Annotated in this window: 9 protein-coding genes; 4 read left to right on the top strand and 5 right to left on the bottom strand. The window is 70.0% G+C overall.

The window, feature by feature from the left end; all coding sequences use genetic code 11:
- The 5 genes from GWI24_RS11575 to GWI24_RS11595 all read right to left on the bottom strand — a co-directional run bounded on the left by GWI24_RS11575 (position 1) and on the right by GWI24_RS11595 (position 9,112).
- Entirely contained in the window at positions 1-981 is a 981-nt protein-coding gene (locus GWI24_RS11575; RefSeq protein ID WP_210945823.1) for an ABC transporter permease, read from the bottom strand.
- Positions 974-1,900 carry an ABC transporter permease gene (locus tag GWI24_RS11580; RefSeq protein WP_210945834.1) on the bottom strand — a complete coding sequence of 309 codons (927 nt, stop codon included), beginning with the start codon at positions 1,898-1,900 and terminating at the stop codon, positions 974-976. Before GWI24_RS11580 ends, GWI24_RS11575 begins: the two co-directional genes overlap by 8 nt.
- Before the next feature lie 148 nt (positions 1,901-2,048).
- Positions 2,049-3,692, bottom strand: a complete 1,644-nt coding sequence (locus tag GWI24_RS11585) for an ABC transporter substrate-binding protein (RefSeq protein ID WP_210945824.1) — start codon at positions 3,690-3,692, stop codon at positions 2,049-2,051.
- Between the two features lie 512 nt (positions 3,693-4,204).
- Positions 4,205-6,100: a translational GTPase TypA gene (gene typA, locus GWI24_RS11590; protein WP_210945825.1), complete on the bottom strand. Its 1,896-nt coding sequence runs from the start codon at positions 6,098-6,100 to the stop codon at positions 4,205-4,207.
- Between the two features lie 930 nt (positions 6,101-7,030).
- Complete coding sequence (locus tag GWI24_RS11595) at positions 7,031-9,112, bottom strand: ABC transporter family substrate-binding protein (RefSeq protein WP_210945826.1); 2,082 nt, start codon at positions 9,110-9,112, stop codon at positions 7,031-7,033.
- Positions 9,113-9,419: 307 nt separating this feature from the next.
- Here GWI24_RS11595 and GWI24_RS11600 point away from each other — a divergent pair, with 307 nt between their 5' ends.
- The 4 genes from GWI24_RS11600 to GWI24_RS11615 all read left to right on the top strand — a co-directional run bounded on the left by GWI24_RS11600 (position 9,420) and on the right by GWI24_RS11615 (position 13,370).
- Positions 9,420-9,704: a hypothetical protein gene (locus GWI24_RS11600; RefSeq protein WP_210945827.1), complete on the top strand. Its 285-nt coding sequence runs from the start codon at positions 9,420-9,422 to the stop codon at positions 9,702-9,704.
- A gap of 75 nt (positions 9,705-9,779) precedes the next feature.
- Positions 9,780-10,631, top strand: a complete 852-nt coding sequence (locus tag GWI24_RS11605) for a hypothetical protein (RefSeq protein WP_210945828.1) — start codon at positions 9,780-9,782, stop codon at positions 10,629-10,631.
- Positions 10,632-10,647: 16 nt separating this feature from the next.
- A complete protein-coding gene (locus GWI24_RS11610) occupies positions 10,648-12,603 on the top strand; it encodes a fumarate reductase/succinate dehydrogenase flavoprotein subunit (RefSeq protein ID WP_210945829.1) in 1,956 nt (651 codons plus the stop codon).
- Positions 12,600-13,370, top strand: coding sequence for a succinate dehydrogenase/fumarate reductase iron-sulfur subunit (locus tag GWI24_RS11615; RefSeq protein WP_210945830.1), 771 nt, complete (start codon positions 12,600-12,602; stop codon positions 13,368-13,370). The genes GWI24_RS11610 and GWI24_RS11615 overlap by 4 nt, the downstream gene beginning before the upstream one ends.
- Positions 13,371-13,895 lie beyond the last annotated feature (525 nt).

The raw sequence follows: 13,895 nt of genomic DNA on the forward strand, positions 1-13,895 counted from the left end.
TCAGCGCAGCTTGGGGTCGAGGGCGTCGCGCACCGCGTCGCCGAGCGTGATGAATGCGAAGACCGTGAGGCTCAGCATTCCGGCCGGGAACAGCATCACATGCGGGTTGTCCCGGATGGCGTCCTTGGCGTCGGAGATGTCGATGCCCCACGAGATCGTGGGGTCGGCGAGGCCGAGGCCGAGGAAGGACAGCGTGGCCTCGGCGGAGATGTAGGCGCCGAGGGAGATGGTGGCCACCACGATGGTGGGGGCCAGCGCGTTCGGCAGGACGTGCCGGAAGAGAATCCGGCCGGTTCCGGCTCCGAGGGCACGCGCCGCGGTGACGTAGTCCGCCTGCTTGGCGGTGATCACCGAACTGCGCATCACCCGGGCGATGGTGGTCCAGCCGAGGAAGGCCAGGGCCGCGATCACGACGTACACCTTGCGCTCGGTGAACGCGTTCAGGACGACCATCGAGCCGAGCAGGAACGGCAGACCGAAGAAGATGTCGACGATCCGGGAGATGATCGAGTCGATCCAGCCGCCGAAGTACCCGGCAGCCATGCCCAGCAGACCGCCGAAGAGGGTCACCACCGCGGTCACACCGACGCCGACCATGATCGAGGCGCGGGTGCCGTAGATGACCCGGGCGTAGATCGAGCGGCCCTGGCCGTCGTAGCCGAACCAGTCGGCCTGGAAGAAGTGGGTCAGCTCCGGCTTGGTCAGGAAGTGGTTGGTCAGATCGCCATTGCGCGGGTCGGCGCTGGTGAACATCCCGGGGAACGCCGCGACGGCCAGCAGCAGCACCAGCAGCACCGCCGAGATCCAGAACAGCGGACGATGGCGCAGTTCGAACCAGGCGTCGCCCCAGAGCGAGCGCGGCTTGCCCTGGGGGGCGGGGCCGGCGGCGGGGGCGGTGTCCACCTCGGTCGGCGGGGCCACGGCGTCGACCGCCGTGTCGACTGCCGCGCCGCCGGACTGGGATTTGGTCATGTCAGGCATACCGGATCCTCGGGTCCAGGACCGCGTACAGCAGGTCGACGAGCAGGTTGATCAGCAGAATGACGAGGACGAAGATGGTCACGACCCCGACGATGGTGGTGCCTTCACGCTGCCCGAGCGCCTTGAAGAGCAGATTGCCGACGCCCTGGACGTTGAAGATGCCCTCGGTGACCACCGCGCCGCCGACCAGTGCGCCGACGTCGGTGCCGAGGAAGGTGACCACCGGGATCAGCGAGTTGCGCAGCAGGTGGACGCCGACGATCCGGCGGCGCGGCAGCCCCTTGGCGAGCGCCGTGCGCATGTAGTCGGCGCGCAGGTTCTCCGCGAAGGTGGTCCGGGTCAGCCGGGCCACATACGCCATGGAGAGCATCGCGAGGACGAAGCCTGGCAGCAGGAGCTGCTGGAGGTCCATCGAGTCCTGGACGTTCGGTGGCAGCCAGCCGAGTTCGTCGGCGAAGATGAACCGGGCGAGGTAGCCGAGGACGAAGACCGGCATCGAGATGACGATCAGCGTGAAGATCAGGACGCCGGTGTCGGCGGCGCGGCCCGCCTTGAGACCGGCCCAGGCACCGAGCCCGATGCCGATGATGATCTCGATGGTGAGGGCCACCGCCGCGAGGCGGAGGGTCACCGGGAAGGCCATCCCCATTTCCTCGGAGACCGGACGGCCGCCGAAGGTCTTGCCGAAGTCGCCCTTGAAGAGGTCGACCATGTAGTCGAAGTACTGCTTCCACAGGGGCTGGTCCAGCCCGAACTCATGGCGGAGGGACGCGACCTGCGCGGGGTCCGCGGCCTTGTCGCCCCACATCGCCCGGATGGGGTCACCGGGCAGTACGTGGACCATGAGGAAGATAATCAGAGTAGTCCCGATGAAGACCGGGATCATCTGGAGCAGTCGCCTGGCGACATAGCGCCCCATCATGCCTCCATGCCGTTGGGGGGCGGCGGAGGCCACGTCTCGTCTGCGCCACGCGGGTGGGGGGATGAGCTGCGGGCCTCACGCCTGCGGGCCGGTGCCGCCGCTCCCCGGTGGGAGGAGCGGCGGCACCGGCCGGCGGTCCCGATGATTACTTCTTCTTCACCTGGACGTTGGTGAAGATGGGGTCGCCGTCCTGGCCGTAGGGGATCTTCCCCAGAACCTTGTTGGACTGGCCGCTGTTGACCTTGTAGAACCACAGCGGGATCGCCGGCATGTCCTTCGCGAGGATCTGCTCCGCCTGCTGGTAGAGCTTCACGGTCTCGTCGAGCGTGGCGGCCTTGTCGGCCTTGTCGGCGAGCTCGTCGAACTCCTTGTTGGCGTAACCGCTGGTGTTACCGGCCGCCTTGGAGCCGTAGAGGTCCCTCATGAAGTTCGAGTTGACCGGGTAGTCGAGCACCCAGCCACCGCGGTACATGGACTTGACCTGGTGCTTGTCACGCGCGTTCAGGTCGGCCTGGAAGTCGGGCTTGGAGTCGCCGACACAGTCGACGCCGGTGGCCTTGCGGATGCTGTTGCAGACCGCGTCCACCCAGGGCTTGTGGTCCTGGTCGGCGTTGTACTGGATCGAGATCTTGTTGCCCGGGACCCCGCCGCCCTCCTTGATGAGGGCCTTGGCCTTGGCCGGGTCGTAGGTGACCTGCTCCTTGAGCGCACCGGCCTTGTAGCCGAGCACGCCGCGGGCGACATAGCTGTCGGCCGGGGTGCGGGAGCCGTGGAGCACGGTCTTGGTGATCGTGTTGCGGTCGATCGCCATGGACAGACCCTGGATGACCTTGGGGTCGATGTCCTTGAACTGCTTGGTGTAGAAGGCCGGGACGATCGACTGGACCGCCGAGTACTCCTCGTCGATCGCGCGCTTGCCCAGGTCGGTCTTGTAGTTGGTCAGCGCGGTGGTCGGGACCTGCTCGATCCAGTCGAGGTTGTTGGAGCGCAGGTCCGAGTAGGCGGCGTCGGCGGTGGTGTAGTTCTTGAAGTCGATGCCACCGTTCTTGGCCTTGTTCGGACCCTGGTAGCCCGCGAACTTACGGACCTTGATCATCTTCTTGTGGTCCCAGGAGACGAACTTGTAGGGGCCGTTGCCGACCGGCTTCTCGCCGAAGCCCTTGGGGTCCTTGAAGAAGCCGCTGGGCAGCGGGGCCCACACGTCGTAGCCCAGCTTGTAGGCGAAGTACGAGACCGGGCCGTTGAGCTCGATCTTGAACTCGTTGTCGTTGACGACCTTCAGGCCGGACATCTTGTCGGCCTTGGGCTTGCCCTTCTCGGGGTGGACGTCCTCGTAGCCCTTGATGTCCTGGAACCAGCTGGAGTTGGTCTGGTTGTTCGACACGTTGGCCGACCAGTTCCACGAGTCCACGTAGGACTTGGCGGTCACGGTCTCGCCGTTGTGGAACTTCCAGCCCGGCTTGAGCTTGACGGTCCAGACGGAGGAGTCCTTGTTGGGGGTGACGGACTCGGCGTTGACGTACACCAGCTTGCCGGTGCCGGGCTCGTAGTCCACCAGACCCGCGAAGATCGCCCGCAGCACGCGGCTGCCCTGGCTCTCCTTGGCGTTCGCCGGCTGCAGCGGGTTCTGCGGCTCGCCGAGCTGGGCGGTGAGTATCCCGTTCGGGTCCGCCGTGCCCTTGTTCATGTCATTGCTGCCGCTGTCGCTGTCGTTACCGCCGCAGGCGGTCGCGGCCAGCGCCACGACCGCTGCCAACGCGACCCACTTGGCGCTCTTGGCACCGCGCATGGGTTTGCCTCCTCAGGAGTCCACTGTCACTACGAGAGGGGGCGCCCGGAGACACGCTGACACCCCTGACAGCGAAAGGGACCGGAACCCCCCAGATGCGCTCGCAGGTCCGCGCTCCCCACAGCGTGTGACCCATTGACCCGAGCTCAATGGACCCCATGATTGAGCACGTCCGGCCCTTAAACCACACCTTATGGGTCTCGCTTTGGTCACAGCATCTACGCGCGGAGCTTCGAAATCCGGACAAAACTGCCCCAGACAGACACACGCGAAACGGACTGTTAACACATCATGCGGAGCTCGGACGCCGATATCCGGACAGGGAGATCCGGATAACCGCTTGACTGGCACGTTGCTGACATGGGAACAGCCCGGACCCCCGCTGCGGAAGCGGTGGGTCCGGGCCGTTGACGGCTCACTGACGCAGGGGGGCGCCTACGCTCCGTGATCGACTCCGGAGTGCGCATCGGCGCCCGGAGCGGGCCCCGGCGCCCCGCGCCCGGGCGTGAGCGTCAGCGCTTGGCGCGGGCGGCGGTGCGGGCGCGCTCCTTCTGGTCCAGCACCACCTTGCGGATACGCACCGTCTCCGGCGTCACCTCGACGCACTCGTCGTCGCGGCAGAACTCCAGGGACTGCTCGAGCGAGAGCAGCCGCGGCGGGACCAGGGACTCGGTCACATCCGCGGTGGAGGACCGCATGTTGGTGAGCTTCTTCTCCTTGGTGATGTTGACGTCCATGTCGTCGGAGCGGGAGTTCTCGCCGACGATCATGCCCTCGTACACCTCGGTGCCCGGCGAGGTGAACAGCACCCCGCGCTCCTGGAGGTTGGTCATCGCGAAGGCGGTCACGGCGCCCGCGCGGTCGGCCACCAGCGAGCCGTTGTTACGGGTCTTCAGCTCGCCGAACCACGGCTCGTGGCCCTCGTGGATGGAGTGGGCGATACCGGTGCCGCGGGTCGCGGTCAGGAACTCGGTGCGGAAGCCGATCAGACCGCGGGAGGGGACGATGAACTCCATGCGGACCCAGCCGGAGCCGTGATTGGACATGTTGTCCATCCGGCCCTTGCGGGTGCCCATGAGCTGGGTGACCGCGCCCATGTGCTCCTCGGGCACATCGATGGTGATGCGCTCGATCGGCTCGTGGACCTTGCCGTCGACCTCCCGGGTGACCACCTGCGGCTTGCCGACGGTGAGCTCGAAGCCCTCCCGGCGCATGGTCTCCACCAGGATCGCCAGCGCCAGCTCGCCGCGGCCCTGCACCTCCCAGGCGTCCGGCCGGTCGGTGGGCAGCACACGCAGCGAGACGTTACCGATCAGCTCGCGCTCGAGCCGGTCCTTGACCAGCCGCGCGGTGACCTTGCGGTCCTTCACGGCGGACTTGTCGGCGCCCTTGCCGCCGGGGCCGCGGCCGACCAGCGGGGAGGTGTTGGTGCCGATGGTCATCGAGATCGCGGGCTCGTCGACGGTGATCAGCGGCAGCGCGATCGGGTTCTCCGGGTCGGCCAGGGTCTCGCCGATCATGATGTCCGGGATGCCCGCGACCGCGCAGATGTCACCGGGGCCGGCCACCTCGGCGGGCTTGCGGGTGAGTGCCTCGGTCATCAGCAGCTCGGTGATCCGGACGTTGGAAATGTTGCCGTCGCGCTTGATCCACGCGACCGTCTGCCCCTTCTTCAGCTCGCCCTGCTCGACCCGGAGCAGCGCGATACGGCCGAGGAAGTTGTCCGCGTCCAGGTTGGTGACATGGGCCTGGAGCGGGGCGGCCGCGTCGTACTCCGGCGCCGGGACGGTCTCCAGCAGGGTGGAGAAGAACGGCTGGAGGCTGTCGCTGTCGGCCGGGACGGTGCCGTCCTCCGGCTTGGTCAGCGAGGCCACGCCGTCACGGGCGCAGGCGTAGACGATCGGGAACTCGATCTGCTCCTCGGTCGCGTCCAGGTCCAGGAAGAGGTCGTACGCCTCGTTGACGACCTCGTCGATCCGGGAGTCCGGGCGGTCCGTCTTGTTGATGCACAGGATCACCGGCAGCTTGGCCTGGAGCGCCTTGCGCAGCACGAAGCGGGTCTGCGGCAGCGGCCCCTCGGAGGCGTCCACCAGCAGGACCACCGCGTCGACCATGGACAGACCGCGCTCGACCTCACCGCCGAAGTCGGCGTGGCCGGGGGTGTCGATGATGTTGATGGTGACGGGGTCGCCGCCGTCCGCCGGGTGGTACTTCACGGCGGTGTTCTTCGCGAGAATGGTGATGCCCTTCTCGCGCTCCAGGTCGTTGGAGTCCATGACCCGGTCGTCCACCTGCTGGTGGGCGGCGAACGCGCCCGCCTGCTTGAGCATGGCGTCGACGAGGGTCGTCTTGCCATGGTCGACGTGGGCGACGATGGCGACGTTACGGATGTCGTGGCGCGTGGGCATGAAAGCGCGCTTCTCCCGGTTGTTGGGTGGCGGCGCGCTCCTTAAGCGGCGCGCCTTCCGCCGGGCTGATCACGCCTCGGCCTCACCCCCATGGTACGGGGGCGGCGCGGGGACGGATGCCGCAGCCCATCCCGCGGCCCATCTCGCGGCCCGTCCCCGCGCGGGTCTCCTCGCCCGGAGGGGCCTTGGGTGGCTGCCCCACGGGGTGTCCGGCGGACCACGCGCCGGAGCCGCACACCGGGGGCTTTCCCCTCCCCGCCCCTTCCCGAAACTGGGGCTCCGCCCCAGACCCCAGGGGCCAGGGGCGGAGCCCCACCAGGCAGCGGAGCCGCATATCGGTGCTTTCCCGCCCCTTCCCGATACCAGGGGCTCCGCCCCTGGACCCCGGGGCCGGGGCGGAGCCCCTGGTATCGCGGCGGAGCCGCATATCGATACCGCGGGAAGGGGCGGAGCCCCGAGCGGGGGTCTGGGGCGGAGCCCCGATCCCCGGCCTGGAGCAGAGCCCCGGACCAAGGCCTGGAGCGGAGCCCCGGACCAGGGCCTGAGGCGGAGCCCCCCTCCAGGGCCTGGGCGGAACCCCGGACCGGGGCCTAGGCGGAGCCCCGGTCCAGGGACTGGAGCAGAGCCCCGATCCGGGGCCTGGAGCGGAGCCCCGGTCCAGGGCCTGGGGGCGGAACCCCGGACCGGGGCCTGGGGCAGAGCCCCGGTCCAGAGCCTGGGGGCGGAACCCCGGACCGGGGCCTGGGGCAGAGCCCCGGTCCAGAGCCTGGGGGCGGAACCCCGGACCGGGGCCTGGGGCAGAGCCCCGGTCCAGAGCCTGGGGGCGGAACCCCGGGCCAGGGCCTGGGTGGAGCCCTGGCACGCGGCGGAGCCGCATATCGGGGCTGCGGGAAGGGGCGGGGTGGGGGACTGAACCGCCGCAGGCGTCCCCTAGCGGCGGAAGCCGATGTCCTGGTAGCGGGGGGTGGCGAAGCCGAAGGCGCCCGCGTTGACCAAGCCCTTGCGCATCGCGATCAGCTGAGGGCGCTGATAGAGCGGAATCGATCCGGCCGCCGCCCAGATCCGGGCGTCCGCCCGGCTGACCAGGGAGCGCGAGGCGCCGCCGTCCAGCTCGGAGAGCGCCTGGTCGAAGAGCTGGTCGATCTGGTCGGTGCCCACCCGGGTGTAGTTCTGCTCGACGACCAGGGAGCCGTCGGCGGCGGGCTGCGGCTTGGCGTAGATGGGGCGGGCGTCGGTGGCCGGGTAGGCGGAGGCGGGCCAGGAGTAGAGGGCCAGGTCGTAGTCGCCGGTGGCGATGTGGTCCCGGAAGTAGCTCTCGCCGGAGACCTTGGTGATCTCGGTCCGTACGCCGATCTTCTCCAGCATCCGCACGATGCGCTCGCCGACCGTGCTCAGCCGGGCGCCGGTCTGGTCGTCGGGGAGGACGAAGCGCAGCACCAGCGGCCGTCCCTTCTTCCGTACGACCGCCGTCTCCCGGAGCCGTCCGGACCGCCCGGCGTCACCGGCCGCGGGCGGGGCGCCGGAGGCGCTCTTGGAGGCGGGATTCGTGGAGCTCTCGGTGGCGGTCGGGGCACTGCGCCGGCTGCCCCGGTCGTCCGTCTTGCCGTCCAGCGCCTTCTGTCGGCCGGTGCCCCCGGCCCGCCAGCCCGCGTCGGCCAGCAGCGACTGCGCGGCGTTGGTGTCCGGGGCGCCGAGAGCGCCGCTGTGGTCCTTGTAGCCCGGCTGGCCCGCCATCAGCAGATGGTTGCCGAGCGGCTCGGACGGCAGCCCCATCGGTTTGAGCACCAGCTTCGCCAGGGCCTTCCGGTCGATCGCGCGGGCCACCGCGCGGCGCACCCGCTCATCGGCCAGCGGGCCCTTGGTGCCGTTGAGGGCGAGCTGGGTGTAGCCGGGGTCCAGGGCCTTGCGCAGGGTGAACCTGCTCAGCGCCCGGGTCCGGGACCGGTTCTTGTCGGTGTCGCCGGTGGCCCCTTCCTGGGCTCCCGCCTCTTCCCACGCCGCCCCGGTACGCGCCGCCCCGGTGCGCGCCGCCCCGGTACGCGCCGCCCCGGTGCGCGCCGCCTCGGCCGCCTCCCGGCCGCCGGTGGACGGCTCCGGGGCACCCGCCTTGCCCGGGGCCGAGGAGCCCCGCTTGGCGCCCGCGGCCTGCTTGCCCGGGGCGGTGGCCTGGATGCGCCGGGCGGTGGTCCGGTCCACCTCGGCCAGGTCCAGCCGCCCGGCGATCAGCGCCTCGGCCCGCTTCTCGGCCGGGGCCGCCTGGAAGACCACCCGGCTCAGCCGCGCCCGGTCGCCCCACCAGCGGGGGTTGCGGACGAGGGTGACCTCGGAGTCCGTGACCTCGCGGACCATGAAGGGCCCGGCGCCGACCGCGAGCCCCTTGCTCGCCGCGGCCGTGAAGACCGCCGGGTTGCCCATCACGCTCTTCGGGTACAGCGGCGTGAACAGCGATCGCCAGTCGGTGTACGGCTTGGCGAAGGTGACCTTGACCTCGTGCTCCCTGTCCCCCGGTTCGACCTTGGCGATCCGGTCGTATCCGGCGTTGCGCGCCGTCCCGTACTTCTCGTCGGTGCCGCGCAGCGCCTTCCACTGGGCCTGGAAGTCCTCCGCGCCGATCGGGCGCCCGTCGCTCCACACCGCCTTGGGGTTGAGCTTGAAGACCACGACCTGCTTGGGGTCGGTCGAGGTGACGTCGGCGGAGGTCAGATAGTCGCCGTTGCGCTGGGGCCGGCCGCGGGCGTCGAGGGTGTAGAGGGAGGGCAGCACGGCGCCCGCGATCCGCTGGGTGCCCGTGTCCGCGGTCTTCTGAAAAGCGTTGAGCGTGGCGGGCGTCGCGTCCAGGGCCCAGCGCAGGGTGCCGGTGCCGGCGGTCCCGGAGCGGGGTGCGGAGGCGATGTCCCAGGCGGCGCGCGGCGGCGGGCCGTCGTCGTCCGAACTGCAGCCGGTCAGTACGGGCAGCGGCAGCATCACTCCCGCGGCGAGCAGCATGGCGCGGCGGCTCCTGGTGATGGGCATGGCTCGTACCTCCGCAGGGTGACAGATATATGCGCATTTGGCATAGTGTGACGCTGATCGCATATACTCCTCACTCAAAGCGACGATTTATGGGACAGCACGCCGAGAGGGCCATGGAGACGGCCATGAGGGGAAAGGATCACCCGCCCGGATCAATGCGGCGGGCGAGCACTCCGGCGCGCGGCGGCGGAATCCCGCCGGTGACCGCGCCAATCCCGGCAGATCCCTTCACAACCAGGACCGTGGCGCGTAACACTCGCTGTCGCATGAGCGTCGCCAACCGCAACCGCGGAAGTGAGGGCAAGTCATGTCCTTGAACGACGACTTGACGGCCGTCCAGCGCTGTCTCGATGACCTGGTCCGTTCCGTCTCCCGGCTGGAGCAGCGGGTGGGCACCGGCGGGCTGGAGATACGCCGGGTCCGCACCGACGCGGACCACCTGCGCGAGAGCCTCGCCCTGCTGCGCGAGACGGCTCCCGTGGAGCGATCACGCCCCGAAATGGTTCCGGTCCCCGACGCCCCGTACGACAGTGCGCTGTGGTCGGACGTCGACGACGAGGGCCTCGGCGCGCGAGATCGCCACGCGCCCTAGGGACGGGCCGGCGCGCCTCCCGTCACGGGGCGCATCCCCACCGTCCCCCCATACCACTCCACCGCGGAGTTCCCCTTGGCCACAGGCACCGACCCCCAAGCCACCACGCCCGCACCCGCGGACTCCGGAACGGCCCCGCACGGCGTGCACAGCGCCTCGCGCGCCGCCATCCCCGGCCGCCATCTGCGCAGCGACCGCTGGTGGCTCTCCCCCGCCATCACCGCCGCCGGACTGTTCGCGTTCATCGTCTACTCGACCTGGCGGGCCTTCGCGGGGGACGACTACTACGCCGAGCCGTACGTCTCCCCCTTCTACTCGCCCTGCGTCGCCCAGAACTGCGTGCCCATGAAGGGCGGCGCCAACTGGGAGATCTTCGGCGCGTGGTGGGGCCTGTCCCCGGCGCTGCTGATCCTGATCTTCCCGCTGGGGTTCCGGCTCACCTGCTACTACTACCGCAAGGCGTATTACCGGGGCTTCTGGGCCTCACCGCCCGCCTGCGCGGTCGCCGAACCGCGCGCCAAGTACACCGGCGAGACCCGCTTCCCGCTGATCCTGCAGAACATCCACCGCTACTTCTTCTACTTCGCGGTGATCGTCGCGGGGATCCTCACCTATGACACCGTGCTCGCCTTCCGGGACGAGCACGGCCGCTGGGGCCATATGGGCCTGGGCACCCTGGTGCTGCTCGCCAACATCGTGCTGATCTGGGCGTACACCCTCTCCTGCCACTCCTGCCGCCATATCGTCGGCGGCCGGCTGAAGCACTTCTCCCGGCATCCGGTGCGCTATCGGCTCTGGGGCTGGGTGAGCGGGCTCAACGCACGCCATATGGAGCTGGCCTGGGCCTCTCTCATCAGCGTCGCCGCCGCGGACTTCTACGTCTATCTGGTGGCGAGCGGTGCCTTCGACGATCCCCGCTTTTTCTAGGAGAGGTGCTCATCCGATGACGCAAGTCGAGCGGCAGGCGTGGGACGTGGTCGTGATCGGCGCGGGCGGCGCCGGGCTGCGTGCCGCGATCGAGGCCCGCGAGCAGGGCATGCGCTGCGCCGTCATCTGCAAGTCGCTGTTCGGCAAGGCCCATACGGTGATGGCCGAGGGCGGCATCGCCGCCAGCATGGGCAATGTCAACGAGCGCGACAACTGGCAGGTGCACTTCCGCGACACCATGCGCGGGGGCAAGTTCCTCAACCACTGGCGGATGGCCGAGCTGCACGCCCAGGAGGCCCCGGACCGGGTCTGGGAGCTGGAGACCTGGGGCGCGCTCTTCGACCGCACCCCGGAGGGCAAGATCTCCCAGCGGAACTTCGGCGGCCATGAGTACCCCCGCCTCGCCCATGTCGGGGACCGCACCGGCCTGGAGCTGATCCGCACCCTCCAGCAGAAGATCGTCTCACTCCAGCAGGAGGACAAGGCCGCCACCGGCGACTACGAGTCCCGGCTGAAGGTCTTCCAGGAGTGCACGGTCACCCGGATCGTCAAGGACGGTGACCGGGTCGCCGGGGTCTTCGGCTACGAGCGCGAATCGGGCCGTTTCTTCGCCCTGGAGGCCCCGGCCGTGGTGCTGGCCACCGGCGGTATCGGCAAGTCCTTCAAGGTGACGTCCAACTCCTGGGAGTACACCGGCGACGGCCACTCGCTGGCGCTGCTCGCGGGCGCCCAGCTGATCAACATGGAGTTCGTGCAGTTCCACCCGACCGGTATGGTCTGGCCGCCCTCGGTGAAGGGGATCCTGGTCACCGAGTCGGTGCGCGGCGACGGCGGGGTGCTGCGCAACAGCGAGGGCAAGCGGTTCATGTTCGACTACATCCCGGACGTCTTCAAGGAGAAGTACGCCCAGTCCGAGGACGAGGCCGACCGCTGGTACGAGGACCCGGACCGCAACCGCCGCCCGCCCGAGCTGCTCCCCCGCGACGAGGTGGCCCGCGCGATCAACGCCGAGGTGAAGGCGGGCCGGGGCTCCCCGCACGGCGGGGTCTTCCTCGACGTCTCCACCCGGATGTCCCCCGAGGTCATCAAGCGGCGGCTGCCCTCGATGCACCACCAGTTCAAGGAGCTCGCGGACGTCGACATCACCGCCGAGCCCATGGAGGTGGGCCCCACCTGTCACTACGTGATGGGCGGCGTGGACGTCGACCCGGACACCGCGGCCGCCACCGGCGTGCCCGGTCTTTTCGCCGCGGGCGAGGTCGCGGGCGGGATGCACGGCTCCAACCGGCTCGGCGGCAACTCCCTCTCCGACCTGCTGGTCTTCGGGCGCCGCGCCGGGCTCCACGCGGCCCGCTACGCCCAGGAGACCGCCGCCTCGGGCACCCGTCCGGTGCCGGACGAGGCGCAGCTGGACCTGGCGGCGGCCGAGGCGCTGCGCCCGTTCAGCGCCGAGGCCGGTGAGCCGGAGGAGACCGCGGGCCCGGCCGGGCCGCCGGAGAACCCGTACACCCTCCACCAGGAGCTCCAGCAGTCGATGAACGACCTGGTGGGGATCATCCGCAAGGCCGAGGAGATGGAGGAGGCGCTGCACCGGCTGGCCAGTCTGCGGGTCCGGGCGCGCCGCGCCGGGGTCGAGGGCCACCGGCAGTTCAACCCCGGCTGGCACCTGGCGATCGATCTGCGCAACATGCTGCTGGTCAGCGAGTGCGTGGCGCGCGCCGCGCTGGAGCGGACCGAGAGCCGTGGCGGGCACACCCGCGACGACTGCCCGGAGATGGACCGCGAATGGCGGCGGATCAATCTGGTCTGCCGGCTCTCGGACCCCTCGGGCGGTCTTGCGGCCCCCGACGCCGGGCACGGCCAGATCCGGCTCGAGCGGCGCGAGACGCCGCCCATCCGGCCCGACCTGCTGAACCTGTTCGAGAAGGACGAACTGGTGAAGTACCTGACGGACGAGGAGCTGACCCAGTGAGTGCGTACGAGGCCCACTTCCGGGTGTGGCGGGGCGACCAGGACGGCGGCGGTCTGAAGGACTTCCACGTCGAGGTCAACGACGGCGAGGTCGTGCTCGACATCGTCCACCGGCTGCAGGCCACCCAGGCCCCCGACCTGGCCGTCCGCTGGAACTGCAAGGCGGGCAAATGCGGTTCGTGCAGCGCCGAGGTCAACGGTCGGCCCCGGCTGCTGTGCATGACCCGGATGTCGGTGTTCGAACGGAACGAGACGATCACCATCACCCCGCTGCGGGCCTTCCCGGTGGTGCGGGACCTGGTGACGGATGTGTCGTTCAACTACACCAAGGCCCGTGAGGTGCCGTCCTTCGTGCCCCCGGAGGGGCTGGGTCCGGGCGAGTACCGGATGTGGCAGGAGGACGTGGGGCGGTCGCAGGAGTTCCGCAAGTGCATCGAGTGCTTCCTGTGCCAGGACACCTGCCATGTGGTGCGGGACTTCGAGGAGAACAAGGAGGCGTTCGCCGGGCCGCGGTTCCTGATGCGGGTCGCGGAGCTGGACATGCATCCGCTGGACGCGGCCGCCGAGACCGGGCTGGACCGCAAGCGCACCGCCCAGGAGGAGCACGGACTGGGCTACTGCAACATCACCAAGTGCTGTACGGAGGTCTGCCCCGAGCAGATCAAGATCACCGACAACGCGCTGATCCCGCTCAAGGAGCGGGCGGCGGACCGTAAGTACGATCCGCTGGTCTGGCTCGGCAACAAGATCCGCCGCCGGGGGCAGTGATCCCCTCCCCGCCCCTTCCCGATACCAGGGGCTCCGCCCCTGGACCCCCGAGGCCTAAGGCGGAGCCCCCAGGCCCGGGGCCTGGGGCAGAACCCCGAGCCGGCCTGGGGCAGAACCGCATATCGATACTGCCGGGAAGGGGCGGAGCCCCGATCCGGGATCTGGGGCGGGAGCCCCGGCCCGGGTACCGGGGCGGAGCCCCCTGATCCGGGTCTGGGGCGGAGCCCTGATCCGGGCCTGGGGCAGAGCCCTGATCCGGGCCTGGGGCAGGGCCCCGATCCCGGCCTGGGGCAGGGCCCCGATCCGGGTCTGGGGCAGGGCCCCGATCCCGGCCTGGGGCGGAGCCCTGGTCCGGGTCTGGGGCGGAGCCCTGATCCGGGCCTGGGGCAGGGCCCCGATCCCGGCCTGGGGCGGAGCCCTGGTCCGGGTCTGGGGCGGAGCCCTGATCCGGGCCTGGGGCGGAGCCCCGATCCCGGCCTGGGGCAGAGCCCCGATCCCGGCCTGGGGCAGAGCCCCGATCCCGGC

Source organism: Streptomyces sp. MK37H (assembly GCF_018035285.1).
Classification (GTDB): domain Bacteria; phylum Actinomycetota; class Actinomycetes; order Streptomycetales; family Streptomycetaceae; genus Streptomyces; species Streptomyces endocoffeicus.

Coding starts and splice junctions, on each gene's coding strand:
- GWI24_RS11575 (WP_210945823.1), bottom strand. CDS start 981: ATGCCTGACATGACCAAATCCCAGTCCGGCGGCGCGGCAGTCGACACG.
- GWI24_RS11610 (WP_210945829.1), top strand. CDS start 10,648: ATGACGCAAGTCGAGCGGCAGGCGTGGGACGTGGTCGTGATCGGCGCG.
- typA (WP_210945825.1), bottom strand. CDS start 6,100: ATGCCCACGCGCCACGACATCCGTAACGTCGCCATCGTCGCCCACGTC.
- GWI24_RS11580 (WP_210945834.1), bottom strand. CDS start 1,900: ATGGGGCGCTATGTCGCCAGGCGACTGCTCCAGATGATCCCGGTCTTC.
- GWI24_RS11600 (WP_210945827.1), top strand. CDS start 9,420: ATGTCCTTGAACGACGACTTGACGGCCGTCCAGCGCTGTCTCGATGAC.
- GWI24_RS11585 (WP_210945824.1), bottom strand. CDS start 3,692: ATGCGCGGTGCCAAGAGCGCCAAGTGGGTCGCGTTGGCAGCGGTCGTG.
- GWI24_RS11595 (WP_210945826.1), bottom strand. CDS start 9,112: ATGCCCATCACCAGGAGCCGCCGCGCCATGCTGCTCGCCGCGGGAGTG.